We start from the raw sequence: 23,617 nt of genomic DNA on the forward strand, positions 1-23,617 counted from the left end.
GTTAGTTTGAATATGCACACATGCGCGTGTGCGCGTGTGCACACGCGGGAAGCCGCAGAGTATAGAGAGCCCTTAGATGACAAAGACTTTGGTAATCGCAGAAAAGCCGTCGGTGGCACAGGACATCGTCCGCGCCCTCACGCCGGTGGCAGGGAAATTCGACAAGCACGACGAGCATTTCGAGAACGACAGCTACGTCGTGACCAGCGCCGTGGGCCATCTGGTCGAGATCCAGGCGCCCGAGGAATTCGACGTGAAGCGCGGCAAGTGGAGCTTTGCCAATCTGCCTGTGATTCCGCCGCACTTCGACCTGAAGCCGGTCGACAAGACGAAGACGCGCCTGAACGCCGTGGTCAAGCAGGCCAAGCGCAAGGACGTGACGCAACTGATCAACGCCTGCGACGCGGGGCGCGAGGGCGAGCTGATCTTCCGGCTGATCGAGCAATACGCCGGCGGCAAGAGCCCGCTGGGCAAGCCGGTCAAGCGCCTGTGGCTGCAGTCGATGACGCCGCAGGCCATTCGCGACGGCTTCGACGCGCTGCGCACCGAGAAGCAGATGCAGGGCCTGGCCGACGCCGCGCGCTCGCGCTCGGAGGCCGACTGGCTGGTGGGCATCAATGGCACGCGCGCCATGACCGCATTCAATTCGCGCGACGGCGGCTTCTTCCTCACGACCGTGGGCCGCGTGCAGACGCCGACGCTGTCGGTGGTGGTGGAGCGCGAGGAGCAGATCCGCAAGTTCGTCTCGCGCGAGTATTGGGAAATCCACGGCAGCTTCGCGGCCGAGGCCGGCGACTACCCGGGCAAGTGGTTCAACCCCGACTGGAAGAAGGCGAATGCGCCGCTTCTCCCGAATGGAGAACCGGACCCTGAACAACGGGCGGACCGCGTCTGGCACGAGCAGGAAGCCCGCGCCATCGCCGACGCCTCGCGCGGCAAGCCCGCCACGGTGACGGAAGAAAGCAAGCCCACCACGCAGGCCTCGCCGATGCTGTTCGACCTGACCTCGCTGCAGCGCGAGGCCAACGGCCGCTTCGGCTTCAGCGCCAAGACCACGCTGGCGCTGGCGCAGAGTCTGTACGAACGCCACAAGGCGCTGACCTACCCGCGTACCGATTCGCGCGCGCTGCCGGAAGACTATCTGCCCGTCGTCAAGCAGACCATGGGCATGCTCGCCAACAGCGGCATGAAGCACCTGGCGCCGTTCGCCCAGCAGGCGGTCGACGGCAACTACGTGAAGCCGAACAAGCGCATCTTCGACAACGCCAAGGTGTCGGATCACTTCGCGATCATCCCGACCCTGCAGGCGCCCAGCGGCCTGAGCGATGCCGAGCAGAAGCTCTACGACTTCGTGGTGCGCCGCTTCATGTCGGTGTTCTTCCCGAGCGCCGAATACCAGGTGACCACGCGCATCAGCACGGTGGAGCAGGGCGGCAAGAAGTATCCCTTCCGCACCGACGGCAAGGTGCTGGTGAAGCCGGGCTGGCTCGCCATCTACGGCAAGGAAGCGCAGGACGACGAGAAGGAAGACGACAAGGATGGCAAGCGCCTCGTGCCGGTGAAGCCGGGCGAGATCGTGAAGGCCGAGTCGGTCGACACCAAGGGCCTGAAGACGCGCCCGCCGGCGCGCTACTCCGAAGCCACGCTGCTCGGCGCGATGGAAGGCGCAGGCAAGACCATCGACGACGACGAACTTCGCGAGGCCATGCAGGAGAAGGGCCTCGGCACGCCAGCCACGCGCGCGGCCACCATCGAAGGCCTGATCACCGAGAAGTACATGCTGCGCGAAGGCCGCGAGCTGATCCCGACGGCCAAGGCCTTCCAGCTCATGACGCTGCTGCGCGGCCTGGGCGTGGAAGAACTCTCCAAGGCCGAACTCACGGGCGAATGGGAATACAAGCTCGCGCAGATGGAAAAGGGCGCGCTGAGCCGCGATGCCTTCATGCGCGAGATCGCCGAGATGACGGAGCACATCGTCAAGAAGGCGAAGGAATACGACCGCGACACCGTGCCGGGCGACTACGCGACCCTGCAGACGCCGTGCCCCAACTGCGGCGGCGTGGTGAAGGAAAACTACCGCCGCTACGGCTGCGTCGGCAAGAGCGGCACGGGCGAAGACGCCTGCGGCTTCTCGTTCGGCAAGTCGCCGGCCGGGCGCACCTTCGAGGTGGCCGAGGCCGAGGCGCTGCTGCACGACAAGCACATCGGCCCGCTGGAAGGCTTCCGCTCCAAGGCCGGCTGGCCCTTCACCTCCGAGATCGTCATCAAGTACGACGAGGAAGCGAAGAACTGGAAGCTGGAGTTCGACTTCGGCGACGACAAGAACGGCGACACCGGCGAGATCGTCGACTTCAGCGAGCAGGACACCGTGGGCCCATGCCCGGTCTGCGGCGCGCCGGTGTTCGAGCACGGCAGCAACTACGTCTGCGAGAAGTCGGTGCCGACCAACGCGCAACCCACGCCGAGCTGCACCTTCAAGACCGGCAAGATCATCCTGCAACAGCCGGTGGAGCGCGCGCAGATGGAAAAGCTGCTCGCCACCGGCAAGACCGACCTGCTCGACAAGTTCGTGAGCATGCGCACGCGCCGCGCCTTCAAGGCCTTCCTGACCTGGAACGCCGAAGAGGGCAAGGTGACCTTCGAGTTCGCGCCGCGCGAGGGCGGCAGCAAGTTCCCGCCGCGCAAGACCTTCGGCAAGGCCGCGCCCGCGGCCAAGAAGGTGGCGGCGAAGAAGACGCCCGCCGCGAAGAAGGCCCCGGCAGCGAAGAAGGTAGCCGCGCCGCGCAAGCCCGGCGCGGGCCTGAAGCCCAGCGACTCGCTGGCCGCGGTGATCGGCGCCGAACCGGTGGCGCGCACCGAGGTCATCAAGAAGCTGTGGGACTACATCAAGGCCAACGGCCTGCAGGACGCGGCCAACAAGCGCGCGATCAATGCCGACGCCAAGCTCAAGCCGGTGTTCGGCAAGGACCAGGTGACGATGTTCGAGCTCGCGGGCATCGTGGGCAAGCACCTTTCGGCGCCCTGAGCCATGCGGCGCCGACATCTCGTCGCCGACTTGGCTGCAGCGATGCTGCTGGGCACGGCCTGCCTCGCACAAGCCGCGAACTGGCCCGAGAAGCCCGTCAAGCTGGTCGTGCCCTTCCCGCCGGGACAGGCCACCGACATCTTCGCCCGCGCCCTCGCCGAACAGCTCGGCAAGCGGCTGGGCCAGCCGGTGATCGTCGACAACAAGGCCGGTGCCGGCAGCAACATCGGCACCGAGTTCGTGGTGCGCTCGCAGCCCGACGGCTACACGCTGGTGGTGGCCGGCAGCGCCATGGCGGTGAACCAGACGCTCTATGCCAAGCCGGGCTTCGACCCGCGCAAGGACCTGGTCGGCATCTCGCTGATCGCCAAGGTGCCGCTGGTGTTCCTGGCCACGCCCGAGAGCAGCATCCGCACGCTGGCCGACCTCACCACGCGCGCCAAGGCCGAGCCGGGACGTCTGAGCTACGCGAGCGCCGGCATCGGCGGCACGCAGCATCTTTCGGGCGAGATGTACAAGTCGGCGGCGCACGTGTTCATCACGCACATTCCGTACCGCGGCAGCGGGCCCGCGCAGTCGGACTTCCTGGGCAACCAGATTCCGCTGATGGTCGACTCGGTGACGGCCGCGCTGCCGCACATCAAGTCGGGCAGGGCGGTGGCGCTGGCCGTGACCTCGGCCACGCGCTCCTCGCAACTGCCCGACGTGCCCACGGTGCGCGAAAGCGGCGTGGCGGGCACCGCGAATTTCGAGGCCGTGGGCTGGCTCGGCCTGATGGCGCCGCGCGGCACGCCGCCCGACATCGTCGAGCGGCTCAGCCGCGAAGTGACGGACATCCTGAAGAGCGAGCAGATGGCGCGCTTCATCCGCGAGCGCGGCTCGGAGCCCGCGCCCACCAGCGGGCCCGAGTTCGACCGCTTCGTGGCGAGCGAGATCGGCGTCTGGGGCGCGGCGGTGAAGGCCTCCGGCGCGAAGCCGGAGTAGCAACGCAGCAAGGGCCGGGGCTGTTACAAGGCCGGCTGGGGCTGCGGCCTATAGTGGTCTGCAGTCCCTCCCTTTCCTGGAGTTTTCCGTGAAGTCATTCATTGCTGCTGTGTTCGCCCTTGCGATGGGGGCCTTCCTGGCGGGCTGCGCCGGAACGGGCTCGGCCGGATCGTCCAGCTCCGCCCGTGCATCGCCGGGCAGCGGTGTCACGGTGTTCGGCACCATCGATGCCGGCGTCAGCGGCAGCACGAACCGCTCCGACCGGCGCTAGGCCCGGCCGGCGGCCATTCTCCCGATCGCGTCAGCGCCGCAGCAGCGCCTGTCGCAGCACTCGCGCCGCGCGGTCGCGGATCTTGGCGGGGCCGGACCCCGGCGACGTCTTGGGCGCGACCCTGGCAGTCGCGCAGGCCCACAAAAAGTCATGCAGGATCGGCGTGTCGTCGACCGTCTCGGTGCTGCCGTACTTGTGGAACTCGGGGTGCCACTGGGTCGCGGCGATGTAGCTGCGGCCCTTGTCGGACCGGCGGCGGATGGCCTCAGGCACGCGGTCGGGCAGGCTCCAGGCCTCGATCTCGAAGCCCGGCGCGAGCCCCTTGATGCCTTGGTGGTGGATGCTGTTGACGCGCGCCTTCTGCACCTGCGGAAAGAGCTTGGACAGCCGCGTGCCCTGCACCAGCTCGATCTCGTGGAAGTTCTGGTCGTAGGTCACCGGGTCGCGGTGGCGCAGGCCGTCGGGATGCTGCGCCTCGATGTCCTGGTAGAGCGTGCCGCCGAAGGCCACGTTGATGAGCTGCAGCCCGCGGCACACGCCGAAGATCGGCTTGCCGGCCTGCTCGAAGGCTTCGACCAGCGCGAGGTCGTAGAGGTCGCGGATCTGGTCGCCGATCCACGCATCCTTGAGCGGCACCTCGCCGTAGCTGCCGGGCCAGACGTCGGCACCGCCGTGCATCACGACGCCGTCGAGCCACTCTGCGTAGTGTGAAAGCTTGGTGTCGCCGCGCGCGGTTTCGCCGGTGGGGCAGGGCACCATCACCACCATCGCGCCGGCGGACATGAGCCAGTGCGCAATCGACTGCTCGACGTACTGCAGCGTCTTGTTGGTGAAGAGCGAGCGGGCCGGGTCGGCATGCGAGAAGCAGGCGGACAGGCCGATCTTGAGTCGGGCGGAAACAGGTTGTGTCATCGCGGGACTGTCGTCAGTGGGAACCGGACGAGGGATGCGGAAAGGAAAGTCCATTTTGGCTCGTTGGCCTCTCGCACGGGGTCGGACGACACGCCAAGTATGCTTTCAACGCCGCCCCAACGAAGAAGGAAGACAAGCCGATGAAAACCATCAAGGGCCCCGCCATTTTTCTGGCCCAGTTCGCGGGAAACACCGCCCCGTTCGACACGCTCGACGGCATCGCCGGCTGGGCCGCCGGCCTGGGCTACAAGGGCGTGCAGATCCCGAGCTGGGACGCGCGCCTGTTCGACCTCCGGCGCGCCGCCGAGAGCAAGACCTACTGCGACGAGGTGAAGGGCGCGCTGGCGAAGCACGGCCTGGAGATCACCGAACTCTCGACGCACCTGCAGGGCCAGCTGGTGGCGGTGCACCCGGCCTACGACGCGGGCTTCGACGGCTTTGCGGCGCCCGAGGTGCGCGGCGACCCGGTGCGGCGGCAGCAGTGGGCGGTCGAGCAGCTGCACTTCGCGGCGAAGGCCTCGGCCAATCTGGGCCTCACGGCGCACGCGACCTTCTCGGGTGCGCTGGCATGGCCGTATCTCTATTCGTGGCCGCCGCGCCCGCCGGGGCTCATCGAGGAAGCCTTCGACGAGCTGGCGCGCCGCTGGCGGCCGATCCTCGACGCCTTCGACGCCGTGGGCGTGGACGTGGGCTATGAGATCCACCCCGGCGAAGACCTGCACGACGGCGTGAGCTACGAGATGTTTTTGGAGCGCGTGAACAACCACCCGCGCGCCTGCCTGCTGTACGACCCGAGCCACTTCATGCTGCAGCAGCTCGACTACCTGGCGTACATCGACCACTACCACGAGCGCATCAAGATCTTCCACGTGAAGGACGCCGAGTTCAATCCGACCGGCAAGCAGGGCGTGTATGGCGGTTTCCAGAGCTGGATTAACCGGGCCGGGCGCTTTCGCTCGCTGGGCGATGGGCAGGTGAACTTCAAGGCCATCTTCTCGAAGATGGCGCAGTACGACTTTCCGGGCTGGGCGGTGCTGGAGTGGGAGTGCTGCATCAAGCACCCGGAAGACGGCGCGCGCGAAGGCGCGAAGTTCATCGCCGACCACATCATCCACGTGGCGGACCGGGCGTTCGACGACTTCGCGGCGGGCGGGGTGGACGTGGCGGCCAACAGGCGGATGCTCGGGATCGGCTGACCTGACCGTCAGAGCAACGCGACCAGCCGACGGATCGCGCCGTCGATCTGCTGCTCGGCGATCAGCCCGTAGCCGAAGGCGAGGCCGTTGGCCACGCCGGGCGCGTGCGGATCGAGCGCAAAACGCGAGAGCGGCGGCAGCGTAATGCCGGCCGCGGCGGCGCGCTCCACCACCGCATCGGCGCGCGTACCGCCGTGCAGCCGGGCCGACAGGTGCAGGCCGGCGTCCGAACGAATCACTTCGAGCCGGCCCGCACCGTGGCGTGCCAGCGCCTCGAGCAATGCGGTGCGCCGTGCGCCGTAGAGCTTGCGCATCTTGCGGATGTGGCGCGCCAGGTGCCCTTCGGCGATGAAGGCGGCCAGGGCCTCCTGGCCCAGCACCGGGCCGTGCCAGTCGGCCAGTTCGCGCGCGCGCACCAGCGCCGCGCGGGCCCAGGGCGGCGCCACCACGAAGCCCAGCCGCAACGCGGGGAACAGGCTCTTGGAAAAGGTGCCGATGTAGAAGACCGACTCGGCGCGGTCGAGGGTCTGCAGCGCATCGAGCGGGCGGCCGGCGAAGCGGAATTCGCCGTCGTAGTCGTCCTCGATGACGACCGCGTTGCGCGCCCGCGCGAAAGCCAATAGGGCGGCACGGCGCGGCGGCGACATCGCCACGCCAGTGGGGAATTGGTGCGAGGGGGTCACGCAGACCACGCGGGCCTCGGTCGGAATGCGGTCCACGCACATTCCTTCGTCGTCGGTCGGCACAGTCACCACTTTCGCGCCAGCGGCCAGCATGGCTTCGCGCAGCGAGGGATAGAACAGCTGCTCGACCGCGACCACCGTGCGCCCCGGTACGACGAGGATGCGCGCGAGCAGCCCGAAGGCCTGCTGCGCGCCGGCCGTGACCACGATGTCGCCGGCGGTGCAGCCGACGGCGCGGGTGAACGACACGTGCTTCGCGATGGCCTCGCGCAGCGCGCCCTGGCCCTGCGGGTCGGCGTAGTCGGCGGTCTGGCGTGCGACGCGGCGCAGCGTGCGGTCGCTCAGGCGGCGCCAGATGTCGAAGGGAAAGGCGCTCACGTCGGGCAGTCCGACGCGGAAGTCGTCGCGCGCTGGCAATGGCTGCAGCGTGGGTGCGAGGTCGGCGCCCGGAAGGGTGAGCGGCACCAGACGGGGGTCGCGCCGGGCTGTCGAGGCTTTGGTGGCGCGGCCGCGCCGGGAGGCCGGCAGCGTGTCGGCCACGTATGTGCCTGCGCCGGGGCGCGCCAGCAGGTAGCCCTCGCTCAGCAGCAGATCGTAGGCCGCGAGCATGGTGTTGCGCGACACGCCCAGCCGCTGCGCCAGCGCGCGCGTGGCGGGCAGGCGCGCGCCGGGCTGCAGCCGGCCGTCGAGGATGGCGCCGCGCAGCTAGCGGTGTACCTCGCGCAGCAGTTCGCGCGAGCCGGCGCCCGGCAGGCGGATGGCGAGTTCGAAAAGTGGCTCCATGAACTTCGTCAATTGTGGTTCTTTTGAAGAGCCAATTGCAAACGTACTCTGGAGGCCTCGAACACAGCTTCAACGGAGTTCCTCATGAACGGCACCGATCTCCCGACCTCGCAACCGCCTGAACGCCTGCCCCTGAGCCTGGGCTGGCTCGCGCTGGGCGCCTTCGCCATCGGCACCGAAAGCTTCATGGTCGCGGGGCTGCTGCCGGTGCTGGCGGCCGACCTGCAGGTCAGCGCCGCGCGGGCCGGGCAGTTGGTGCTGCTGTTCGCGCTGAGCTATGCGATCGGCTCGCCGGTGATGGCGGCTCTGCTGGCGCGCTTCGGTCGCCGGCCGCTGCTGATCGCCAGCCTCGCGGCTTTCTCGGCGCTGACGCTGGCGGCATCGATGGCGCATGGCTTTGCGCAGCTGGCATTCGCGAGGGTCGCGCTGGGGCTGGTGGCTGGCGTGTTCCTGCCGACCGCGAGCGCGGTGGCGGCCGCGATGGTGTCGCCCGCGCTGCGCGGCCGGGCGCTGGCCATCGTGACCGGCGGCGGCACGGTGGCGGTGGCGCTGGGCGTGCCGCTGGGTGCGTGGATCGCCGGCTGGGGCGGCTGGCGCACGGCCTACCTGCTGATCGCGGCGGCTGCGGCGCTTGCCACCTTGGGCCTCGCCCTCGGGCTGCCGCGCCAGCTAGCGCAGGCCCCGGTGGCTGCAAGGCGCGCGCCGGCCTTTGCCGTGGCCCGCGAGCCGGGCGTGCTGCCGGCACTGCTGATCAGCATGCTGTGGGCCACGGGCGGCTTCAGCTTCTACACCTACATTGCACTGTTCCTCTCGGAAACGCTGGGCTTTGGCGCCGAAGGCGCGAGCGCGGTGTTCTTCGCCATCGGCGTGGCGGCAGCCATCGGCACCGCGGCCGGGGGCTGGGCCACCGACCGCTTCGGCGCCGATCGCATGGCGCAGGGCTTCGCGCTGATGCTGGTGCTGATCCTGGGTGGGCTCTCGTTCTCGGCGCAGATGCTGCCGCGCGGTTTGGCGCTCCCGCTGATCGTGGGGCTGTCGGCGCTGTGGGGCTTCGCGGGCTGGGGGTTTGGCCCGGCGCAGGCGGTGCGGCTGATCCGGCTGGCGCCGGAGCGCGCGCCGATGACGCTGTCGCTCAACGCGTCAGCGATCTACCTAGGCATTGCGGCCGGCTCGGCACTGGGCGGCATGGCGATCGAACTGGCCGGCGTCGGCGCGGTGGGCTGGGTGGGGGCGGCCTGCCAGTTCACGGGGCTGATGCTGCTGTTGCGCGGTCCAAGCGTGGCCCGCAGCGCCTCGTCAAACTACGGTTTTGATAGCAAATAGTGCTAGAACAACGGCCCTTCGGGGCCTTTTTCATGAGACCGTTGTTTTAAAGACAAGCAACTGTCATGCCCTGCAAGCTATAATGGCGGGTTCGTTTCGATACCACGACGAAGCACTTCGTCATATTGCCGGCTGACCTGCACTGTCCCTTGGATTTTTCAGGCCCCCCTCACTTTCAGTCGGCTTCACAGTGTGTTGGAGCGCCAGACCGGGCGCCCATGATTGCCACCACTGCCTTCGTTCCTGTTGAAGCGAATAGCGCGTCCGCCGCGCCATTCCGGCCGGCCCACGCCCGTTTTCAATTATTTTTCAGGCATTTCGCGCTTTGCATCTGCGCGCTGTGCCAAGGCTTCATGGACATCATTCAACACAGTATCGCGGTGGGCAAGTACCTTGTTTCCCCGCTCATCCGACATCAGGACGACGGCAAGTACGCCGCTTCGGTCTCGATCCGCTCCGGCCACGGCAGCGGCATGCACGACCGCGTGATGCGCTTCACGCCGCGCTTTGCCAGCCATGCCGCCGCCGTCGGCTACGCCATCGACCAAGGCCTCGGCTGGGTGCGCGAACGCGCCCCCCAGGTTTCGAAGAAGGCCCCTCTCGCGCTTCCGTGCGCGGGCTGAAACAATTACGCCCAATTCCATCTCCAACAAACATCGAACGAGTCAGAGGTAACCACATATGCCCAAGGAAGAACTGATCGAAATGAACGGCGCAGTGACCGAAGTCCTGCCCGACTCGCGCTACCGCGTCACGCTGGACAACGGCCATCAGCTGATCGCCTACAGCGGCGGCAAGATGCGCAAGCACCACATCCGCATCCTGGCGGGTGACAAGGTGTCGCTCGAACTCTCGCCCTACGACCTGACCAAGGGCCGTATCACCTTCCGTCACCTGGAACGTCGCGGCCCGCCGCCGACCACCGGCGGCAACAACTCCCCCCGCCGCTGATCCGCGAGGGACGAAAGGCCTTGCGGCGCCCGCAAAGGGCGCCGGCAAGGCTTTTGTTTTTTGCACTTCCCGGCTGCTGCACGATGACCACACCCAACCCCACAGCCGGCGGCACTCCAGCCGACAACGGCTTTGCCTCGCTGGCGCTCTCGCCCCAGATGCTGGCCAACCTCACCCAGCTCGGCTACACGCAGATGACGGCCATCCAGGCCGCCGCGCTGCCGCCGGCGCTGCTCGGCAAGGACCTGATCGCGCAGGCCAAGACCGGCAGCGGCAAGACCGCCGCCTTTGCGCTGGCGCTGCTTTCCAACCTGAACCCGCGCCGCTTCGCCATCCAGGCGATGGTGCTGTGCCCGACGCGCGAGCTGGCCGACCAGGTCACGACCGAAATCCGCCGCCTGGCGCGTGCCGAAGAAAACATCAAGGTGGTCACGCTCTGCGGCGGCGTTGCGCTGCGGGGGCAGATCGCCAGCCTGGAGCACGGTGCGCACATCGTCGTGGGCACGCCGGGCCGCATCATGGACCACCTCGAGCGCCAGAACCTCGACCTCGAGGCGCTCAACACACTGGTGCTCGACGAAGCCGACCGCATGCTCGACATGGGCTTCTTCGACGACATCGTGACGGTGGCGCGCCAGTGCCCTTCGGCCCGCCAGACGCTGCTGTTCTCGGCCACGTACCCCGAAGGCATCGCCAGGCTCGCGCAGCAGTTCATGAAGAACCCCGAGCAGATCACAGTGCAGGCGCAGCATGAAGGCAGCAAGATCCGCCAGCGCTGGTACCAGGTGAAGGACAGCGAGCGGCTGCACACCGTGAGCCTGCTGCTCGACCATTTCCGCCCCGTCAGCACGCTGGCCTTCTGCAACACCAAGCAGCAGTGCCGCGACCTCGTCGAGGTGTTGCAGGCGCAGGGCTTCAGCGCGCTGGCGCTGTTCGGCGAGCTGGAGCAGCGCGAGCGCGATCAGGTGCTGGTGCAGTTCGCCAACCGCAGCTGCTCGGTGCTCGTCGCCACCGACGTGGCGGCGCGCGGTCTTGACATCTCGCACCTCGAAGCCGTGATCAACGTCGACGTGACGCCCGATTCCGAAATCCACATCCACCGCGTCGGCCGCACCGGCCGCGTGGGCCAGCAGGGCGGTTCGGAAGGCCTGGCGCTGAACCTGGCCAGCATGAACGAAATGGGCAGCGTCGGAAAAATCGAGCAGTTGCAGGGCCGCGAATCCGAATGGCACGAACTGGCCGAGCTCACGCCGGGCAAGGGCGAGCCGCTGAAGCCGCCGATGGCCACGCTGCAGATCGTGGGCGGCCGCAAGGAAAAAATCCGCGCCGGCGACGTGCTGGGCGCGCTGACCGGCGACTGCGGCTATGCCAAGGACCAGGTCGGCAAGATCAACGTCAACGAGTTCTCGACGTACGTGGCGGTGGACCGCGCCATTGCAGAAGAAGCGGCGCGCAAACTCTCGAGCGGCCGCGTCAAGGGCAAGTCGGTCAAGGTGCGGCTTATCTAAGGCTGCCCAGGCTTCGCGCACCTCGTATCGCTTCGCCAATGGCCGTTTCGGTTATTGGCATGTGAAATTTCCGCTGTGGCCTAATTGCAGGTCGAACATTCATCACTTTTACCCGAGCTTTTCATGCCCAAGACATTCCGTACCGAAGCCGAACGCGTTGCCACCCCCAAGCCGACGCCGATGCCCGGCTACACCGTGCCCCGCTCCGGTGGCGGCCAGAAGGTCAGCCTCGAACGCGGCACCGCAACGCGCAGCAAGAAGAACCCTGGCAAGCGCCCCACGAAGGGCGGCTGACCCAGCCCCGCTGGCTCCCCGGAGCCACGACGAACGCGCCCACGGGCGCGTTTTGTCGTTGGGGCAGCTATAAGCAAGCGATGTCCGACGACAACCAGATCCTCATCCCGCCCTCGTTCTTCGCGGTCTACACCGACGCGCGCCAGCGCCTGAGCGAGCCGATCGGCATGGTGCGCGAGCGCTACGAGATGTGCGAAGACCTCGCCTGCCATCTCGTGGGCCACGCGCAGATCCAGCACCACACCGAGGTGCCGGTCGAAAGCGAGATCCTGCGGCGCATCCACGCCGGACTGGCGACGCCCGAATCGGGCGTGTCGACGGCCGAGGCCATGTGGATCGTGCAGCGGCTGGCCGAGCTGCTGGGCTGGGGCGCACCCGAGCCCGAGCCGGCCGACGACTGATGTAGCGCAAGCATGACCAGCCGCACCGCCGACATCCTCCTCACCGCGACAGCGCCCGCCATCTGGGGCAGCACCTACATCGTCACCACCGAACTGCTGCCCGCGAACTACCCGCTGACGGTCGCGTTGCTGCGCGCGCTGCCCGCGGGCCTGCTGCTGCTCCTGATCGTGCGGCAGTTGCCTGGGCGGGCGTGGTGGGGCCGCATCTTCTTGCTCGGCGCGCTGAACTTCTCGATCCTCTGGGCCATGCTGTTCCTTGCGGCGTACCGGCTGCCGGGCGGCGTGGCCGCGACGATCACTTCGGTGCAGCCACTGCTGGTGGTGTTTCTCGCGAGCGCCTTCCTGGGCTCGCCGGTGCGCGCGCTGTCGGTGGGGGCGGCAATCGTCGGCATCGGCGGGGTGGCGCTGCTGGTGCTCACGCCGAACGCGGCGCTCGACGCCATCGGCATTGCCGCGGCCATTGCCGCCGCGGTGTCGATGGCCTTCGGCACGGTGCTGAGCCGGCGCTGGCAGCCACCGGTGTCGGCGCTCACCTTCACGGCGTGGCAGCTCACCGCTGGCGGCCTGCTGCTGTTGCCGGTGGCGCTGCTGCTGGAGCCGCCGCTGCCCGCGCTGACGGCGCAGAACTGGATCGGCTTCGGCTGGCTCGGCCTCGTGGGCGCCGCGCTGACCTACATCGTGTGGTTCCGCGGCGTGGCGCGGCTGGAGCCCTCGGCGATCGCGCCGCTGGCTTTCCTGAGTCCCGTGACGGCGGTGATCCTGGGCTGGGCGCTGCTGGGGCAGACGCTGTCGGCGTGGCAGGTGACGGGGATCGTCATCGTCATTGCGAGCATCTGGCTCAGCCAGCGCAGGGCGCAGCCTGTGGTGCGGGCCGTGCCGCCTGCGCGTCAGGCCGGCTGAGCCGAGGGCGAGGTCGCGCGCTTCAGCAGGCTCAGGTAGCCGGGCTGCACTTCCATCCGCGCGATCGCTCCCCGCCGCTGCAGCAGGCGATGCGCCTTCGGCAAGGCCCAGCAAGGCAGATTGGTGAACATGTGATGCTCGCAGTGGTAGTTGACCCAGTAGGGCGCCACCAGGATGCGTTCGAGCCAGCCGGCGTGCGTAGTGCGGGCCTGGCGCAGCGGGTCGGCCTCGTTCTGCGCCACGAGCGCATGCTCGGCGATGTTGCGCACGCGGCTCACGAGCGGCAGCCAGGTGGCCATGGGCAGCAGCCACATCAGCAGCCATGCCCACCAGAAGCCGGCGAGCGCAAATGCGAGGAAGCCGAGGGCGTTGGCGATGAGGAAGCGCTTGTCTTTCGCAATCTCCCGGCCGAGCACCCTCAAAGCCGACTCGCCCGGCGCACGCTTGCGAATGCCTTCGGCGACATGCCCGAAGCGCTGCTTGTAGAAGGTCTGTCCGCTCAGGTCGCGCACCACCTTGCGCCACATCGAAGCCCGCGTGACCGGGAAGGGCGCCGACAGCACGAGGTCCGGGTCTTCGGTCTGCTGCACGAAGCGGTGGTGCTGCAGGTGGTACGGCCGGTAGTCGCGCAGCGTCGACGAGCACAGCCAATAGCCCACCCAGTCGTTGATCTTGCGGTTGCTGTGCAGCCCCGCGTGCGCTGCGTCATGCATGAGAATGAACAGCCCCAACTGCCGCGCACCCACGACCGGCACCACGAGCGGAAGGGTCCACGGCCACACGATGCCCACCAGCATGGCGGCGCCGATCACGGCCCAGCAATGCAGCACCAGCCACAGGCCCTTCCACGAAGAACGCGCAGTGAGCGACTGCCATTCTTCGGCGGTGAAGAATTCTTCGGGTTGGGCGCGGGGAGCGGCGGCCATGCGGGCCAGTATGCGCCGCTGCCCGCGGCGGGGCACGCGGAATTCCCCGGAGGCCCTTCGGCCTACTTGTCGATGATCTTGCGCGCGAAGACTTCGAGGTAGTCCATCAGCCGCTCGGCGCCCGCGATGGCGGCGGCTTCGTCGCCGGTCGCGATGCCCTGCGCCAGTTCGAGGTGCGCGTTGGCGCCTTCGACGATCTCGCCTTCGTGCTGATAGGCGTACCAGAAGCGGCGGCACTGCACGATCGGCGGGATCACCGCCCTCACTGCCGAGTCGTTGTGGCTCGCCTGGTGGTTGACGAGGTCCAGCGCATGGTCGGCGCGCATGTAGCCGGTGAGGTCGCCGCGTGCCGCGGCGTCGACCATGGTCCGGGCACAGCGGACGATGTCGGTGCGCTGCTGCGCGGTGGCCCGGCGCGCCGAGCAGGCGGCGATCAGCCGTTCGAGCACGCGCCGGGTCTGAATCACGTCGAGGTGGTCGGCCAGGTCGATGGCCGACACGAGCAGCCCGCGGCGCGGTTGCTGCACGATGAGGCCGATGGACACCATGCGCATCAGCGCCTCGCGCACCGGTGTGCGGCCGAGCCCCGTGCGCTCGGCGAGTTCGGCCTCGACGACCTGACTTCCGGGCTGCAGCTGCATGGTCGACAGCAGCGTCTCGATGGCATCGTAGGCCAGGTCGGCGGCGCGACGCTTGGGCGGGGGGCGGGAGGCGGTCGTCGGGGCGGGCATGGTCTTGTTCTGCGGAGGCGGCGTCATTGTCGGGGATCGCCGTCGTTCGCCAGGCCTGCGAGCGTCGAGATGCGGGCCGGCGACAGCGGCGGGCGCGGCGCGGGCGGCGTCCATCCGAAGAGGAAATGCGCCGCGTCGCCGCAGACGCGGCCCTGGCAGGCGCCCATGCCGCAGCGGCGGTGCAGCTTGGCGTCGGTCCAGCCGCTGCAGCCTGCCAGCGCGGAGAAGGGAACGTCTTCGCAGCGGCACACGAGCGTGTCGGGCTGCGGCATCGTCTTGATAGCTGGCGCCAGCGCGAAGCTGCGGTGCAGCTGCGCGGCGAAGGCGTTCCAGCGGGCGCGTTCGCCTTCGTGCGCCTTGGCTGCGCGTTCGTTGCCGACGGCCGCATGGCCTGCGATCGTGCCCTGCGCCAATGCGCGTTCGCTGCCGCCGAAGCCGGTGCATTCGCCGGCTGCATGGATGCCGGGGACGCTGGTGGCTTGCAGGGCATCGACCCACAGGGCTTGGGCCTTCAGCGCGCAGCCGAGCAGCTGGCCGAGCTGCGTATTGGGTGTGAGGCCGAAGCCGCAGGCGATGCGGTCGCAGGCAATCTCGGTCTCCTTGCCGCCTTGCCGCAGCTGAACCGACTCGACGCGCTCCATGCCCTGCGCCGCAATGATGCGCGACGAAGTGCGGTACTGCGGATCGGCCAGCGTCACTGCCTGCGCGGCCTTGCCGGGCCAGCGCGCGAGGCTGGCGCCGAAGCGCGCGACCGAGGCGAACGACGCCTGCTCCGCGATGCGCAGCACCTTCGCGCCGGCTGCGCGCGCAGTGGCTGCAGCGGCAAGCAGCAGAGGCCCGCTGCCCGCGATGACGATGCGTTCGCCCTCGACCGGCATGCCCGCCTTGACGAGCGCCTGCAGGCCGCCCGCGCCGGTCACGCCGGGCAGCGTCCATCCGGGGAAGGGCAGCAGAAGTTCGCGTGCACCGGTGCAGAGAATGAGCTTGCGCCACCGCATGCGCGTGGCGCGCTCGGCGTCTTCGAGCAGCAGTTCCCTGGGCGAGGGCGCGGCGACGACGCGCGTGCCGCTGCGCACGCGGATGTTGGCATGGCGCTCGAGCGCATCGCGCCACTTGCGCGCCGCAGGCGGCAATGCCGCGCCGGGGCCGTCGCGCCAGATCTGTCCGCCGGGCGCGGGGTTGTCGTCGATCACGACGATCGATGCGCCGCTGGGCGCAGCCGCCACCGCGGCGGCCATGCCGGCCGGGCCTGCACCGACGACGAGCACGTCGCAATCTTCCTGTGCCATGCCGGTCGTCATTCCGTCGTCTCCACGCGCATGCCTTCGATGCAGACCGTCTGGCACGCGAGCCTGCGCCGGCCATCGACCAGCACGCGGCATTCCTGGCAGACGCCCATGCCGCAGAACGGCGCGCGCGGCTGGCCCGAGACCGAGGTGCGCGCCACGCCCATGCCGCCGGCAACGCGCAGCGCGGCAGCGACCGAGCTGCCCGCCTTCACGCGCACCAGATGGCCGTCGATGTTCAACAGGGTGTGGCCGCTCATGCGATATCCCGGAGGCTGCGCGGCGCGTAGGGCGCCGCATCGAAGTCGGGGGTCGCACCGGTCATCAAGGCAGCAAGCAGATGCGCGCTGCCCGGCGCAGTGGTCACACCGAGCCCTTCATGTCCGACAGCGAGCCAGAGCTTCTCGCGCCACGGGTGCTTGCCCAGCAGCGGAAGCCCGTCGGGCGATGCCGCGCGCATGCCGGTCCACGAGCGCACCGCGTTGAGGTTCGCGAGCCCGGGCAGGTAGTCCAGCGTGCGCTGGAGCATGCGCGCGAGCATCGGCGCCTCGACCGCCGGGTCGGTCGTGTCGAACTGGCGCGACGAGCCGACCAGCAGCTGCCCCGTGGGCCGTGGCTGCACGTTGAAGGCGACCGAATCGCCGTCACTGTGGTGCGCGCTGGTCACGTAGCCGAGTTCGACCAGTTGGTGATGCACGGTGCCCGGATAGCGGTCGGTGATCAGCAAATGGCCCTTCTTCGGGCGAATCGGGAGTTCGGGGCACAGCGCCGTCGCCTGGATGCCGTTGGCCAGCACGATCTGCGGCGCTGTGCGGCGGCTGCCGTCGGCGAGCCGCAACGTGCCGTCGTCTTCGATGGCCTCGACCTTCGCGTGCTCGACGCGGATCGATTCCGTGTTCTGGGTGAGCAGCCAGCGCGCGGCATTCGGCGCATAGAGGATGCCGTCGCCCGGCACTTCGAGCGCGCCCGACAGCCCCTTGCGCAAGGCGGGCTCGGCGGTCGCCAGTTCGCGCGCACCGAGCAGCCGGCTGTCGATGCCATGCGCGCGCAGCCGCTGCTGCTTGCGCTCGGCCTCCGCCATCTCTTCGTCGTTCGCGGCGATCCAGAGCGTGCCGCAGGCGCTGTACGCGCAGTCGTCGCTCATGCGCGGCGCCAGCTCGCGCCACTGCGCGACTGAATGGCGGCTCAGTTCGAGCTCTGCCGCGTTGTCGTCCATCACCACGAGGTGGCCCATGCCCGCGCCGGTGGCACCGCCGATGCTCGCATCGAGCACCAACACCCTGCGCCCCGCCTGTGCGAGCGCCTGCGCGCATGCCGCGCCGACGATGCCGGCGCCGATGACGATGACATCCGCGTCCATGCCGCCCGATGTCAGAGCCGGATGCCCCAGCCGAAGGGATCGTCTTCTTCGATCAGGAGCGTGGCTTCGGCGCTGATGTATGCGCGGCCGCGCAGCGTGGGAATGACCTTGCCATCCGCTATCTCGTAGCTGGCCTCGAAGCGGCTGCCGATCACGCTGGCCTGCGTCCACACTTCGCCCGGTGCGAGCTTGCCGTCGGCGGCGAGGCAGGCGATCTTGGCGCTGGTGCCGGTGCCGCAAGGCGAGCGGTCGTAGGCATTGCCGGGGCACAGCACGAAGTTGCGGCTGTCCGCGCCTTCGCTGTCGTTGGCAAAGAGTTCGACGTGATCGATCTCCGCACCATCCGCGCCGGTGATGCCTTGCGCCGCCAGTGCACGACGCAAGGCAGAGGTGTAGCCGGTCAGCGCCGCGAGGTTGTCGCTCGCCACGCGCTGGCCGTGCTCGCTCACCAGGAAGAACCAGTTGCCGCCCCAGGCCACGTCGCCGCGCACGGTGCCATGGCTCGGCAGCTCGACCGCCACCTGGTGCAGATGCCGGTAGGCCGGCACGTTGCGCACGCTCACCGAGCCGTCTTCGTGCAGCGTGGTCGTGACCGTGCCGACGGGCGTCTCGATCCGGTGCTCGCCCACGCCGATGCGTCCCATGTGCGCAAGGCTCGCGACCAGCCCGATGGTGCCGTGGCCGCACATGCCGATGTAGCCGGCGTTGTTGAAGAAGACCACGCCGGCAGCCGCATCCGGAGACACGGGCTCGCAAAGCAGCGCCCCCACCACCACGTCGCTGCCGCGCGGCTCCAGCACGGCCGCCGCGCGCCACTTGTCGTGCCGCTCGGCCAGCAGCGCACGGCGCTCGGCCATGCTGCCGCCGCCCAGATCGGGAAACCCGCCGATCACAAGGCGCGTGGGCTCGCCGCCCGTGTGCGAATCGATGACCTGGATGCGTTGCATGTGGCTGGGTCCGATCAGTAGCTGGCGAGGGGAACGGGCGCCGCGTTCTTGAAAGTGAAGACGGTGATGGGCGCCTGCTTCATGTTGCCCTTGTCGTCGTACGAATAGGTTGCGGCCACGCCCTTGTAGGTGGTCTTGTAGAGCTCGGCGCCCACCTTGTCGGGGTCGATGGAGTTGGCCTTCTTCATCGACTCGCCGATGAGCAGCACCTGGTCGTAGTACGAAGCAGCGTACGCGTCGGGATCGACGTTGAAGCGCTTCTTGAACTTCTCCTTGAAAGCCGGGCCGCTCTGCGCCTTCTCGAGGATGGAGCCGCCCTGCGCGCAGAACACGAGGTCGTTGACCGCGTCGCCGCCGAGCTTGCCGGTGGCCGGGCTGCACACGGTGTCGCCGCCCAGCAGCTTGCCGGGTACGGCCAGCTGCTTCATCTGGCGCGCCATGGGCGCGGCCTGCGGTGCATAGCCGCCAAAGAAGATGGCCTCGGGCGCCTTGGCCTTCATGTTGGTCAGGATGGCGGTGAAGTCCACGGCCTTGTCGGTGGTGAACTCCTGGCCGACCACGGTCAGGCCCTGCTTCTTCGCTTCCTTGGTGAACTCTTCGGCGAGGCCCTGGCCGAAGGCGGTGCGGTCGTCGATCACGCCGACCTTGGTCACCTTCAGCACCTTGGCCGCGTAGACCGCCATGGCGCCGCCGATCTGGTTGTCGCTCGCGATGATGCGGTAGAGGTTCTTGTAGCCACCCTGCGTGACCTTCGGGTTGGTGCCCACCGTGGAGACCATGGTGCCGCCGTCGCTGTAGATGCGCGACGCCGGAATGGCCACGCCCGAGCAGTACGGGCCCATGACGAACTTGACGCCGTCGTCGACGAACTTCTGCGCCACGCTCACGCCGGTCTTGGCGTCGCACTGGTCGTCTTCCGACACCATCTCGAACTTCAGCGTCTTGCCGCCGACGCTGAGCTTCTTAGCGTTGAGTTCCTCGACGGCGAGGCGCACGCCGTTTTCATTGTCCTTGCCCGCGAAGGCATTGGGGCCCGAGAGCGGACCGCTGTGACCGATCTTGACCACCTGCTCCTGTGCCTGTGCCTGGCCCGCGATGGCGATGGCCACGAGGCCGAGAAACGAAACCATGTTTGCTTTTGACTTCATGCTTCTTCCTAGGTTGGGACAATGAAAAGAGGGGCTTATTACATAACCGATTGATACTGCGCAGGCCGCGTGGCGAGCGCCTTCTTCACGACGGCCTCGACGAAAGCGCGCTCCTCGCCGATGAGCGGCAGGCGCGGCCGGCGCATGTGCTCGGTGCCCACGCCCACCAGCAGGTCGATGAGCTTGAGGTTCTGCACCAGCTTGGTCGACACGTCGAGGTGCAGCATCGGCGTCATCCACTGGTAGAGCTTGAGCGCCTCGGCGAACTGGCCGGCCTTCATCAGGTCGTACAGCGCGACGGTCTCGCGCGGGAAGGCACAACCCACGCCGGCCAGCAGGCCGTCGCAGCCCAAGGCCAGGCCTTCGTAGGCCAGGTCGTCCACGCCAAGGAACAGCTGGTAGCGGTCGCCCACCGTGTTGCGCAGGTCGGTGATGCGGCGGATGTTGTCGGTGCTCTCCTTGATCGCCGCGATCCAATCGCAGTCAGCCAGCTCGACCATGTGCTCGGGCTTGAGGTCGACGCGGTAGGCCACCGGGTTGTTGTAGACCATGATCGGCTTTTGTGCCGCGTTGGCGATGGTGCGCACGTTGAGCATCGCCTCGCGCGCGTCGGCCACGTAGATCACCGAAGGCATCACCATGAAGCCGGCCACGCCGAGCTTGTTGGCGCCCTCCACGTAGCGCAGCGCCTCTCGCGTGCTGGTTTCCGACACGTTGGCCAGCACCGGAATGCGGCCGTCGGCGGCGTCCAGCGCGATCTTCGCGACCTGGAGCTTTTCTTCCAGCGTCAGCGTGCTGGCTTCGCCGAGCGAGCCGCAGGTGACGAGGCCATGGATGCCGTTGCGGATCTGGAAGTCGATGTGCCGGGCGGTGCCCTCGGCATCGATGCTCTCGTCGGCGTGGAACTTGGTGGTGATGGCGGGGAAGATGCCTTGCCAGCGGGGATTGGTCACGGATGGTGCTCCTGATGGTGTGCGGTGGAAATCAGGCGCACTTTAAATATATTAAGGATATATCGTCAAGATTTTTCTATCCCCCCGAGGAAGCGCTCGGCTTCGCTTCGCATGCCCTGCGAAATGGCTTCCCAGGTCCGCGCGGGAAAGTCGCCCGGCAAAAGGGCTTCGACTTCGCCCAATGCTTGGCCGAGCGACGCCACCATCTCCAGCATGGCGTTCCACACGTCGATGCCACCGTTCTTCATTGCCAGCTGGTGCCAATGTCGCGCCTGGATGGTGTGAAAAACGTAGTGCTTGCTCTTGGAGCGAACCGCCATGGCCAAGCCTGCCTGGCGCGGCTGGAAATGGTTGGGCCCATTGCCGAAATAGGGCCACATCGAAATGATGTCGTAGAGCGGCGTCATGTCGTAGACATCGCCCTGATACAGGCGGACCGAAAAGTTCTTGGCGTGGCCGTCCGTTGCGGCGAGAAGAAAGAAGGCCAGTTGGGTCAGCAGGAACCGGGTGCTGTCGTCGGTGCTCCGGCTTCCCTGCAGGAGCTGCAGGCACCTGGGCATGCCGGGGCCTCCATGCTGCTCGTATTTTTCGTTCGACGGCAGTCCCATGGCCTGGCAAAAATCTTCTTGCGGCAGGCGCGCGATCCATGTGCCACCGTCCATCCACTCGCGATCGAAGCGCTCCACCACCAGGACCGTCTGGCCACCGAAGCTCGCCATGGATGTGGGCGCCACAGGCAGCCCGAGCGCCTCGACGATCTGCGCGCAAACCCATTCGTTCTGCACCGAGTCGGATGCGTCCACGCGCCTGGAGCCGCCAATGAGCCCGAGCGGCAGCTTGATGATGTGCGTGGTGGGCGTGGCGCCGTGCGGGCGGCACCACGCGCCGTTCCAGCGGGTCAGGGCGGTCTTCTCCTGGGCTCCGGCAAGGGAGATGCGGAACAGGTCTTCGTCGCGCATGCTTTCGGGGGTGGCGTCGGACGGAACGGCCCGCAGCAGCTCGGCGATTTCCTCTTCGTCGAGAGGCTCGCAGTTCATGGTCTTCCAGCCTTCGGGCGCGGCGCCTTCGGGCAGCAGCTGCACGGCGCCGACACAGTCGCGCCCGATGGCTTCGAGCAGGTCGAAGGTGTTGATGTCCTTGAGCTTGAAACGATGGCCCAGGCGCGCGCGGATCCCGATGTTGTCGGGCAGCAGGTTGTCGAAGTAGTTCCTGACCACCTCGCCCTGGACTTCGAGCGTGCTGTTGATCGGAATCGACAGCGACAGCGACCGCTGTCGCGGCGATTCCAGCCACCCGGGGTGATACCTGAAAGCGTGGGAGTCGCGATCGACAGACCAGGTGCCGACCAGCTCCCCGTTCATCCACGCGTTCAGCGACTGCATCACCAGGAACCTGTCTTTGGCCGGATGACGAAGCTGCGGCGCGATGTCGGCTTGACGTCCATGCCTGGGTTCAGCGCTTGAAGCAGCCGGAGCAATGCACCCGGTGCGGTCGATGGAACCTGAGCCGGCGCGTCCTCGAACGATGGCGGCGCCGGAGCGTCCGGCTCCCCGGGGGCCAGCGTCGCCAGCACGGAGCCGCCACTCATCTTCCGGGTTTCCCACCCTGGCGGGACTTTCACGGCCGTGTCCTGTGGAGGCTCGTACTTCACGCGCTCCTCCATCGCGTACAGGGGGCCGCCGCTCGAAGGTGTTTCTTCCCGCAGGTAGAAGGACGCCCCCAGCACCGACAGCAGCTTCATCAACTGCTCGAAACCCACGGCACCGGGATTCGCCTCGATCTCTGCGATCCGGGCCTGGCTGACGCCGACGAGCGCACCCGCTTGTGCCTGTGTCAGGCCGCGTTTTTTCCGCAGCGCCTTCAGGTGTGGCCGTAGCTGGTCGACGAAGCGAAGGGGAAAGTCCATCTTGCGAGCAAGATATCGGTCCTGGCTTATTTTGTCAACATACAAGCTTTGGCATATGTTTACAACTTACAAGCCTAAGCTTGTAATGACCAAAAACAAGAACTGGCTTGTAATTCGCGACTAGTCGATCTTCGCGCCCGAGGCCTTCACCACCGCTCCCATCGCATCCCAATCCGCGCGCAACAGCTTCTGGAACTCCTCGGCGCTCTGGCTGCGCGGCTCCACGCCCAGGCGCTTGAAGCGCTCCTGGATCGCCGGCTCGGCCAGCACCTTGTTGGCCGCGGCGTTAATGCGTTCCACCTCCGCCTTCGACGTGCCGGCCGGCGCAAGCAAACCGATCCACGAATCGAAGGCATAGCCCGGCAGGCCGCTCTCGGCCACGGTCGGCAGCTTGGGCAGGAAGGGGCTGCGCGACTGGCCGGTGGAGGCCAGCAGCTTGATGCGCGCATCGTCCTGGAAGCCGATCACGCCGATGCTCGACGAGATCACCGCCTGCACGCGACCTGCCAGCACCTCGTTGACGGCCTCGCCGGTCGACTTGGTCGGGATGTGCGTCATCTGCAGCCCGGCCTTCGCGAGGAACGATGCCATCGCAAGGTGCGTCGCGCTGCCGTTGCCGGCCGAGGCGTAGTTGTACTTGCCAGGGTTGGCCTTGACCACCTTGATGAAGTCGGCCGTGGTCGACACGTTCATGCCGCTCGCCACCGCCAGCACATAGCCCGCGTTGCCGACGTTGGCCACGCCGACGAAATCCTTCAGCGGGTCGTAGCTCAGCTTGTTGTAGAGGAAGCCCGCGATGTTGTGGCTCGCGGCCGCGAGGATCAGCATGTTGCCGTCGGCCGGCGCGCGCGCCACCAGGGCCGCGCCCACGGTGCCGCCCGCACCCGCGCGGTTCTCGACGATGGCGCTGGCGCCGAGCGCCGCGCCCAGCTCGTTGTTGAAGGCGCGGGCCACCGTGTCCTGCACCGCGCCGGTGGCGAAGGGCACGATGATGTGGATCACGCGCTGCTGCGCATGAGCCGGTGCGATGGCACCAAGCACCGCCGCGGCAGCAAGCGCGGTCAATGAACGTCGGGTGAGCGGGGTGGAGGTCATCTGTGTGGCCACTTTCTTGGTCATCGTCAACAGG

At 67.8% G+C, this 23,617-nt stretch carries 24 protein-coding genes; 11 read left to right on the forward strand and 13 right to left on the reverse strand.

Annotated elements, in window-relative coordinates; genetic code table 11:
* Positions 1 to 76 precede the first annotated feature (76 nt).
* From ASC92_RS15475 to ASC92_RS15485, 3 genes are all read left to right on the forward strand, one after another.
* Positions 77 to 3,025, forward strand: a complete 2,949-nt coding sequence (locus ASC92_RS15475; protein ID WP_056517138.1) for a DNA topoisomerase III — start codon at positions 77 to 79, stop codon at positions 3,023 to 3,025.
* A 3-nt stretch (positions 3,026 to 3,028) separates the two neighbouring features.
* Positions 3,029 to 4,009 carry a Bug family tripartite tricarboxylate transporter substrate binding protein gene (locus ASC92_RS15480; protein WP_056517141.1) on the forward strand — a complete coding sequence of 327 codons (981 nt, stop codon included), beginning with the start codon at positions 3,029 to 3,031 and terminating at the stop codon, positions 4,007 to 4,009.
* 88 nt (positions 4,010 to 4,097) lie between these two features.
* Positions 4,098 to 4,280: a hypothetical protein gene (locus ASC92_RS15485; RefSeq protein ID WP_056517144.1), complete on the forward strand. Its 183-nt coding sequence runs from the start codon at positions 4,098 to 4,100 to the stop codon at positions 4,278 to 4,280.
* Positions 4,281 to 4,310: 30 nt separating this feature from the next.
* On the opposite strand, the gene ASC92_RS15490 is transcribed toward ASC92_RS15485, so the two are convergent.
* Complete coding sequence (locus ASC92_RS15490) at positions 4,311 to 5,192, reverse strand: gamma-glutamyl-gamma-aminobutyrate hydrolase family protein (protein WP_056517148.1); 882 nt, start codon at positions 5,190 to 5,192, stop codon at positions 4,311 to 4,313.
* A gap of 140 nt (positions 5,193 to 5,332) precedes the next feature.
* Here ASC92_RS15490 and ASC92_RS15495 point away from each other — a divergent pair, with 140 nt between their 5' ends.
* Positions 5,333 to 6,388: a sugar phosphate isomerase/epimerase family protein gene (locus tag ASC92_RS15495; protein WP_056517152.1), complete on the forward strand. Its 1,056-nt coding sequence runs from the start codon at positions 5,333 to 5,335 to the stop codon at positions 6,386 to 6,388.
* Positions 6,389 to 6,396: 8 nt separating this feature from the next.
* Here ASC92_RS15495 and ASC92_RS15500 read toward each other — a convergent pair whose 3' ends face one another.
* Positions 6,397 to 7,776, reverse strand: a complete 1,380-nt coding sequence (locus ASC92_RS15500; protein ID WP_321164587.1) for a PLP-dependent aminotransferase family protein — start codon at positions 7,774 to 7,776, stop codon at positions 6,397 to 6,399.
* Positions 7,777 to 7,938: 162 nt separating this feature from the next.
* On the opposite strand from ASC92_RS15500, the gene ASC92_RS15505 reads away from it, so the two are divergent.
* From ASC92_RS15505 to ASC92_RS15530, 7 genes are all read left to right on the forward strand, one after another.
* Complete coding sequence (locus tag ASC92_RS15505) at positions 7,939 to 9,177, forward strand: MFS transporter (RefSeq protein WP_056517156.1); 1,239 nt, start codon at positions 7,939 to 7,941, stop codon at positions 9,175 to 9,177.
* Positions 9,178 to 9,530: 353 nt separating this feature from the next.
* Positions 9,531 to 9,800 carry a hypothetical protein gene (locus ASC92_RS15510; protein WP_056517159.1) on the forward strand — a complete coding sequence of 90 codons (270 nt, stop codon included), beginning with the start codon at positions 9,531 to 9,533 and terminating at the stop codon, positions 9,798 to 9,800.
* Between the two features lie 58 nt (positions 9,801 to 9,858).
* Positions 9,859 to 10,128, forward strand: coding sequence for a translation initiation factor IF-1 (gene infA, locus ASC92_RS15515; protein ID WP_007828652.1), 270 nt, complete (start codon positions 9,859 to 9,861; stop codon positions 10,126 to 10,128).
* A gap of 83 nt (positions 10,129 to 10,211) precedes the next feature.
* The gene (gene dbpA / locus ASC92_RS15520) at positions 10,212 to 11,636 is read left to right on the forward strand and encodes an ATP-dependent RNA helicase DbpA (RefSeq protein WP_056517163.1); all 1,425 of its coding nucleotides are present in this window, start codon (positions 10,212 to 10,214) and stop codon (positions 11,634 to 11,636) included.
* Between the two features lie 123 nt (positions 11,637 to 11,759).
* Positions 11,760 to 11,930 (forward strand): hypothetical protein, encoded by a 171-nt coding sequence (locus tag ASC92_RS29080; RefSeq protein ID WP_165403299.1) that lies wholly within the window; start codon positions 11,760 to 11,762, stop codon positions 11,928 to 11,930.
* Between the two features lie 80 nt (positions 11,931 to 12,010).
* Positions 12,011 to 12,331 (forward strand): hypothetical protein, encoded by a 321-nt coding sequence (locus ASC92_RS15525; RefSeq protein ID WP_056517166.1) that lies wholly within the window; start codon positions 12,011 to 12,013, stop codon positions 12,329 to 12,331.
* 12 nt (positions 12,332 to 12,343) lie between these two features.
* Positions 12,344 to 13,231: an EamA family transporter gene (locus tag ASC92_RS15530; RefSeq protein ID WP_056517169.1), complete on the forward strand. Its 888-nt coding sequence runs from the start codon at positions 12,344 to 12,346 to the stop codon at positions 13,229 to 13,231.
* Here ASC92_RS15530 and ASC92_RS15535 read toward each other — a convergent pair.
* The 11 genes from ASC92_RS15535 to ASC92_RS15585 all read right to left on the reverse strand — a co-directional run bounded on the left by ASC92_RS15535 (position 13,219) and on the right by ASC92_RS15585 (position 23,607).
* Positions 13,219 to 14,157, reverse strand: coding sequence for a fatty acid desaturase family protein (locus ASC92_RS15535; protein WP_056517170.1), 939 nt, complete (start codon positions 14,155 to 14,157; stop codon positions 13,219 to 13,221). The two genes, ASC92_RS15530 and ASC92_RS15535, sit on opposite strands and share 13 nt — an antisense overlap.
* 62 nt (positions 14,158 to 14,219) lie before the next feature.
* The gene (locus ASC92_RS15540; RefSeq protein WP_157609066.1) at positions 14,220 to 14,888 is read right to left on the reverse strand and encodes a GntR family transcriptional regulator; all 669 of its coding nucleotides are present in this window, start codon (positions 14,886 to 14,888) and stop codon (positions 14,220 to 14,222) included.
* A gap of 23 nt (positions 14,889 to 14,911) precedes the next feature.
* Positions 14,912 to 16,189, reverse strand: a complete 1,278-nt coding sequence (locus ASC92_RS15545; protein WP_056517177.1) for an FAD/NAD(P)-binding oxidoreductase — start codon at positions 16,187 to 16,189, stop codon at positions 14,912 to 14,914.
* Entirely contained in the window at positions 16,186 to 16,434 is a 249-nt protein-coding gene (locus ASC92_RS15550) for a (2Fe-2S)-binding protein (RefSeq protein ID WP_056517179.1), read from the reverse strand. Before ASC92_RS15550 ends, ASC92_RS15545 begins: the two co-directional genes overlap by 4 nt.
* The gene (locus ASC92_RS15555; RefSeq protein WP_056517182.1) at positions 16,431 to 17,534 is read right to left on the reverse strand and encodes an NAD(P)/FAD-dependent oxidoreductase; all 1,104 of its coding nucleotides are present in this window, start codon (positions 17,532 to 17,534) and stop codon (positions 16,431 to 16,433) included. Before ASC92_RS15555 ends, ASC92_RS15550 begins: the two co-directional genes overlap by 4 nt.
* 11 nt (positions 17,535 to 17,545) lie before the next feature.
* Entirely contained in the window at positions 17,546 to 18,481 is a 936-nt protein-coding gene (locus tag ASC92_RS15560) for a 4-hydroxyproline epimerase (protein WP_056517188.1), read from the reverse strand.
* A gap of 14 nt (positions 18,482 to 18,495) precedes the next feature.
* On the reverse strand, positions 18,496 to 19,629 hold the full coding sequence (locus tag ASC92_RS15565; protein ID WP_056517191.1) for a branched-chain amino acid ABC transporter substrate-binding protein: 1,134 nt from the start codon (positions 19,627 to 19,629) through the stop codon (positions 18,496 to 18,498).
* Between the two features lie 38 nt (positions 19,630 to 19,667).
* Positions 19,668 to 20,582: a dihydrodipicolinate synthase family protein gene (locus ASC92_RS15570; RefSeq protein WP_056517194.1), complete on the reverse strand. Its 915-nt coding sequence runs from the start codon at positions 20,580 to 20,582 to the stop codon at positions 19,668 to 19,670.
* A gap of 65 nt (positions 20,583 to 20,647) precedes the next feature.
* On the reverse strand, positions 20,648 to 21,964 hold the full coding sequence (locus tag ASC92_RS15575; RefSeq protein ID WP_056517197.1) for a type II toxin-antitoxin system HipA family toxin: 1,317 nt from the start codon (positions 21,962 to 21,964) through the stop codon (positions 20,648 to 20,650).
* The gene (locus tag ASC92_RS15580; protein ID WP_056517200.1) at positions 21,964 to 22,488 is read right to left on the reverse strand and encodes a helix-turn-helix domain-containing protein; all 525 of its coding nucleotides are present in this window, start codon (positions 22,486 to 22,488) and stop codon (positions 21,964 to 21,966) included. The genes ASC92_RS15575 and ASC92_RS15580 overlap by 1 nt, the downstream gene beginning before the upstream one ends.
* A gap of 120 nt (positions 22,489 to 22,608) precedes the next feature.
* Complete coding sequence (locus tag ASC92_RS15585) at positions 22,609 to 23,607, reverse strand: tripartite tricarboxylate transporter substrate-binding protein (RefSeq protein ID WP_056517202.1); 999 nt, start codon at positions 23,605 to 23,607, stop codon at positions 22,609 to 22,611.
* Between the last annotated feature and the right edge of the window lie 10 nt (positions 23,608 to 23,617).

Origin of the sequence: Variovorax sp. Root411 (genome assembly GCF_001425205.1) — a bacterium.
GTDB lineage: Bacteria > Pseudomonadota > Gammaproteobacteria > Burkholderiales > Burkholderiaceae_C > Variovorax.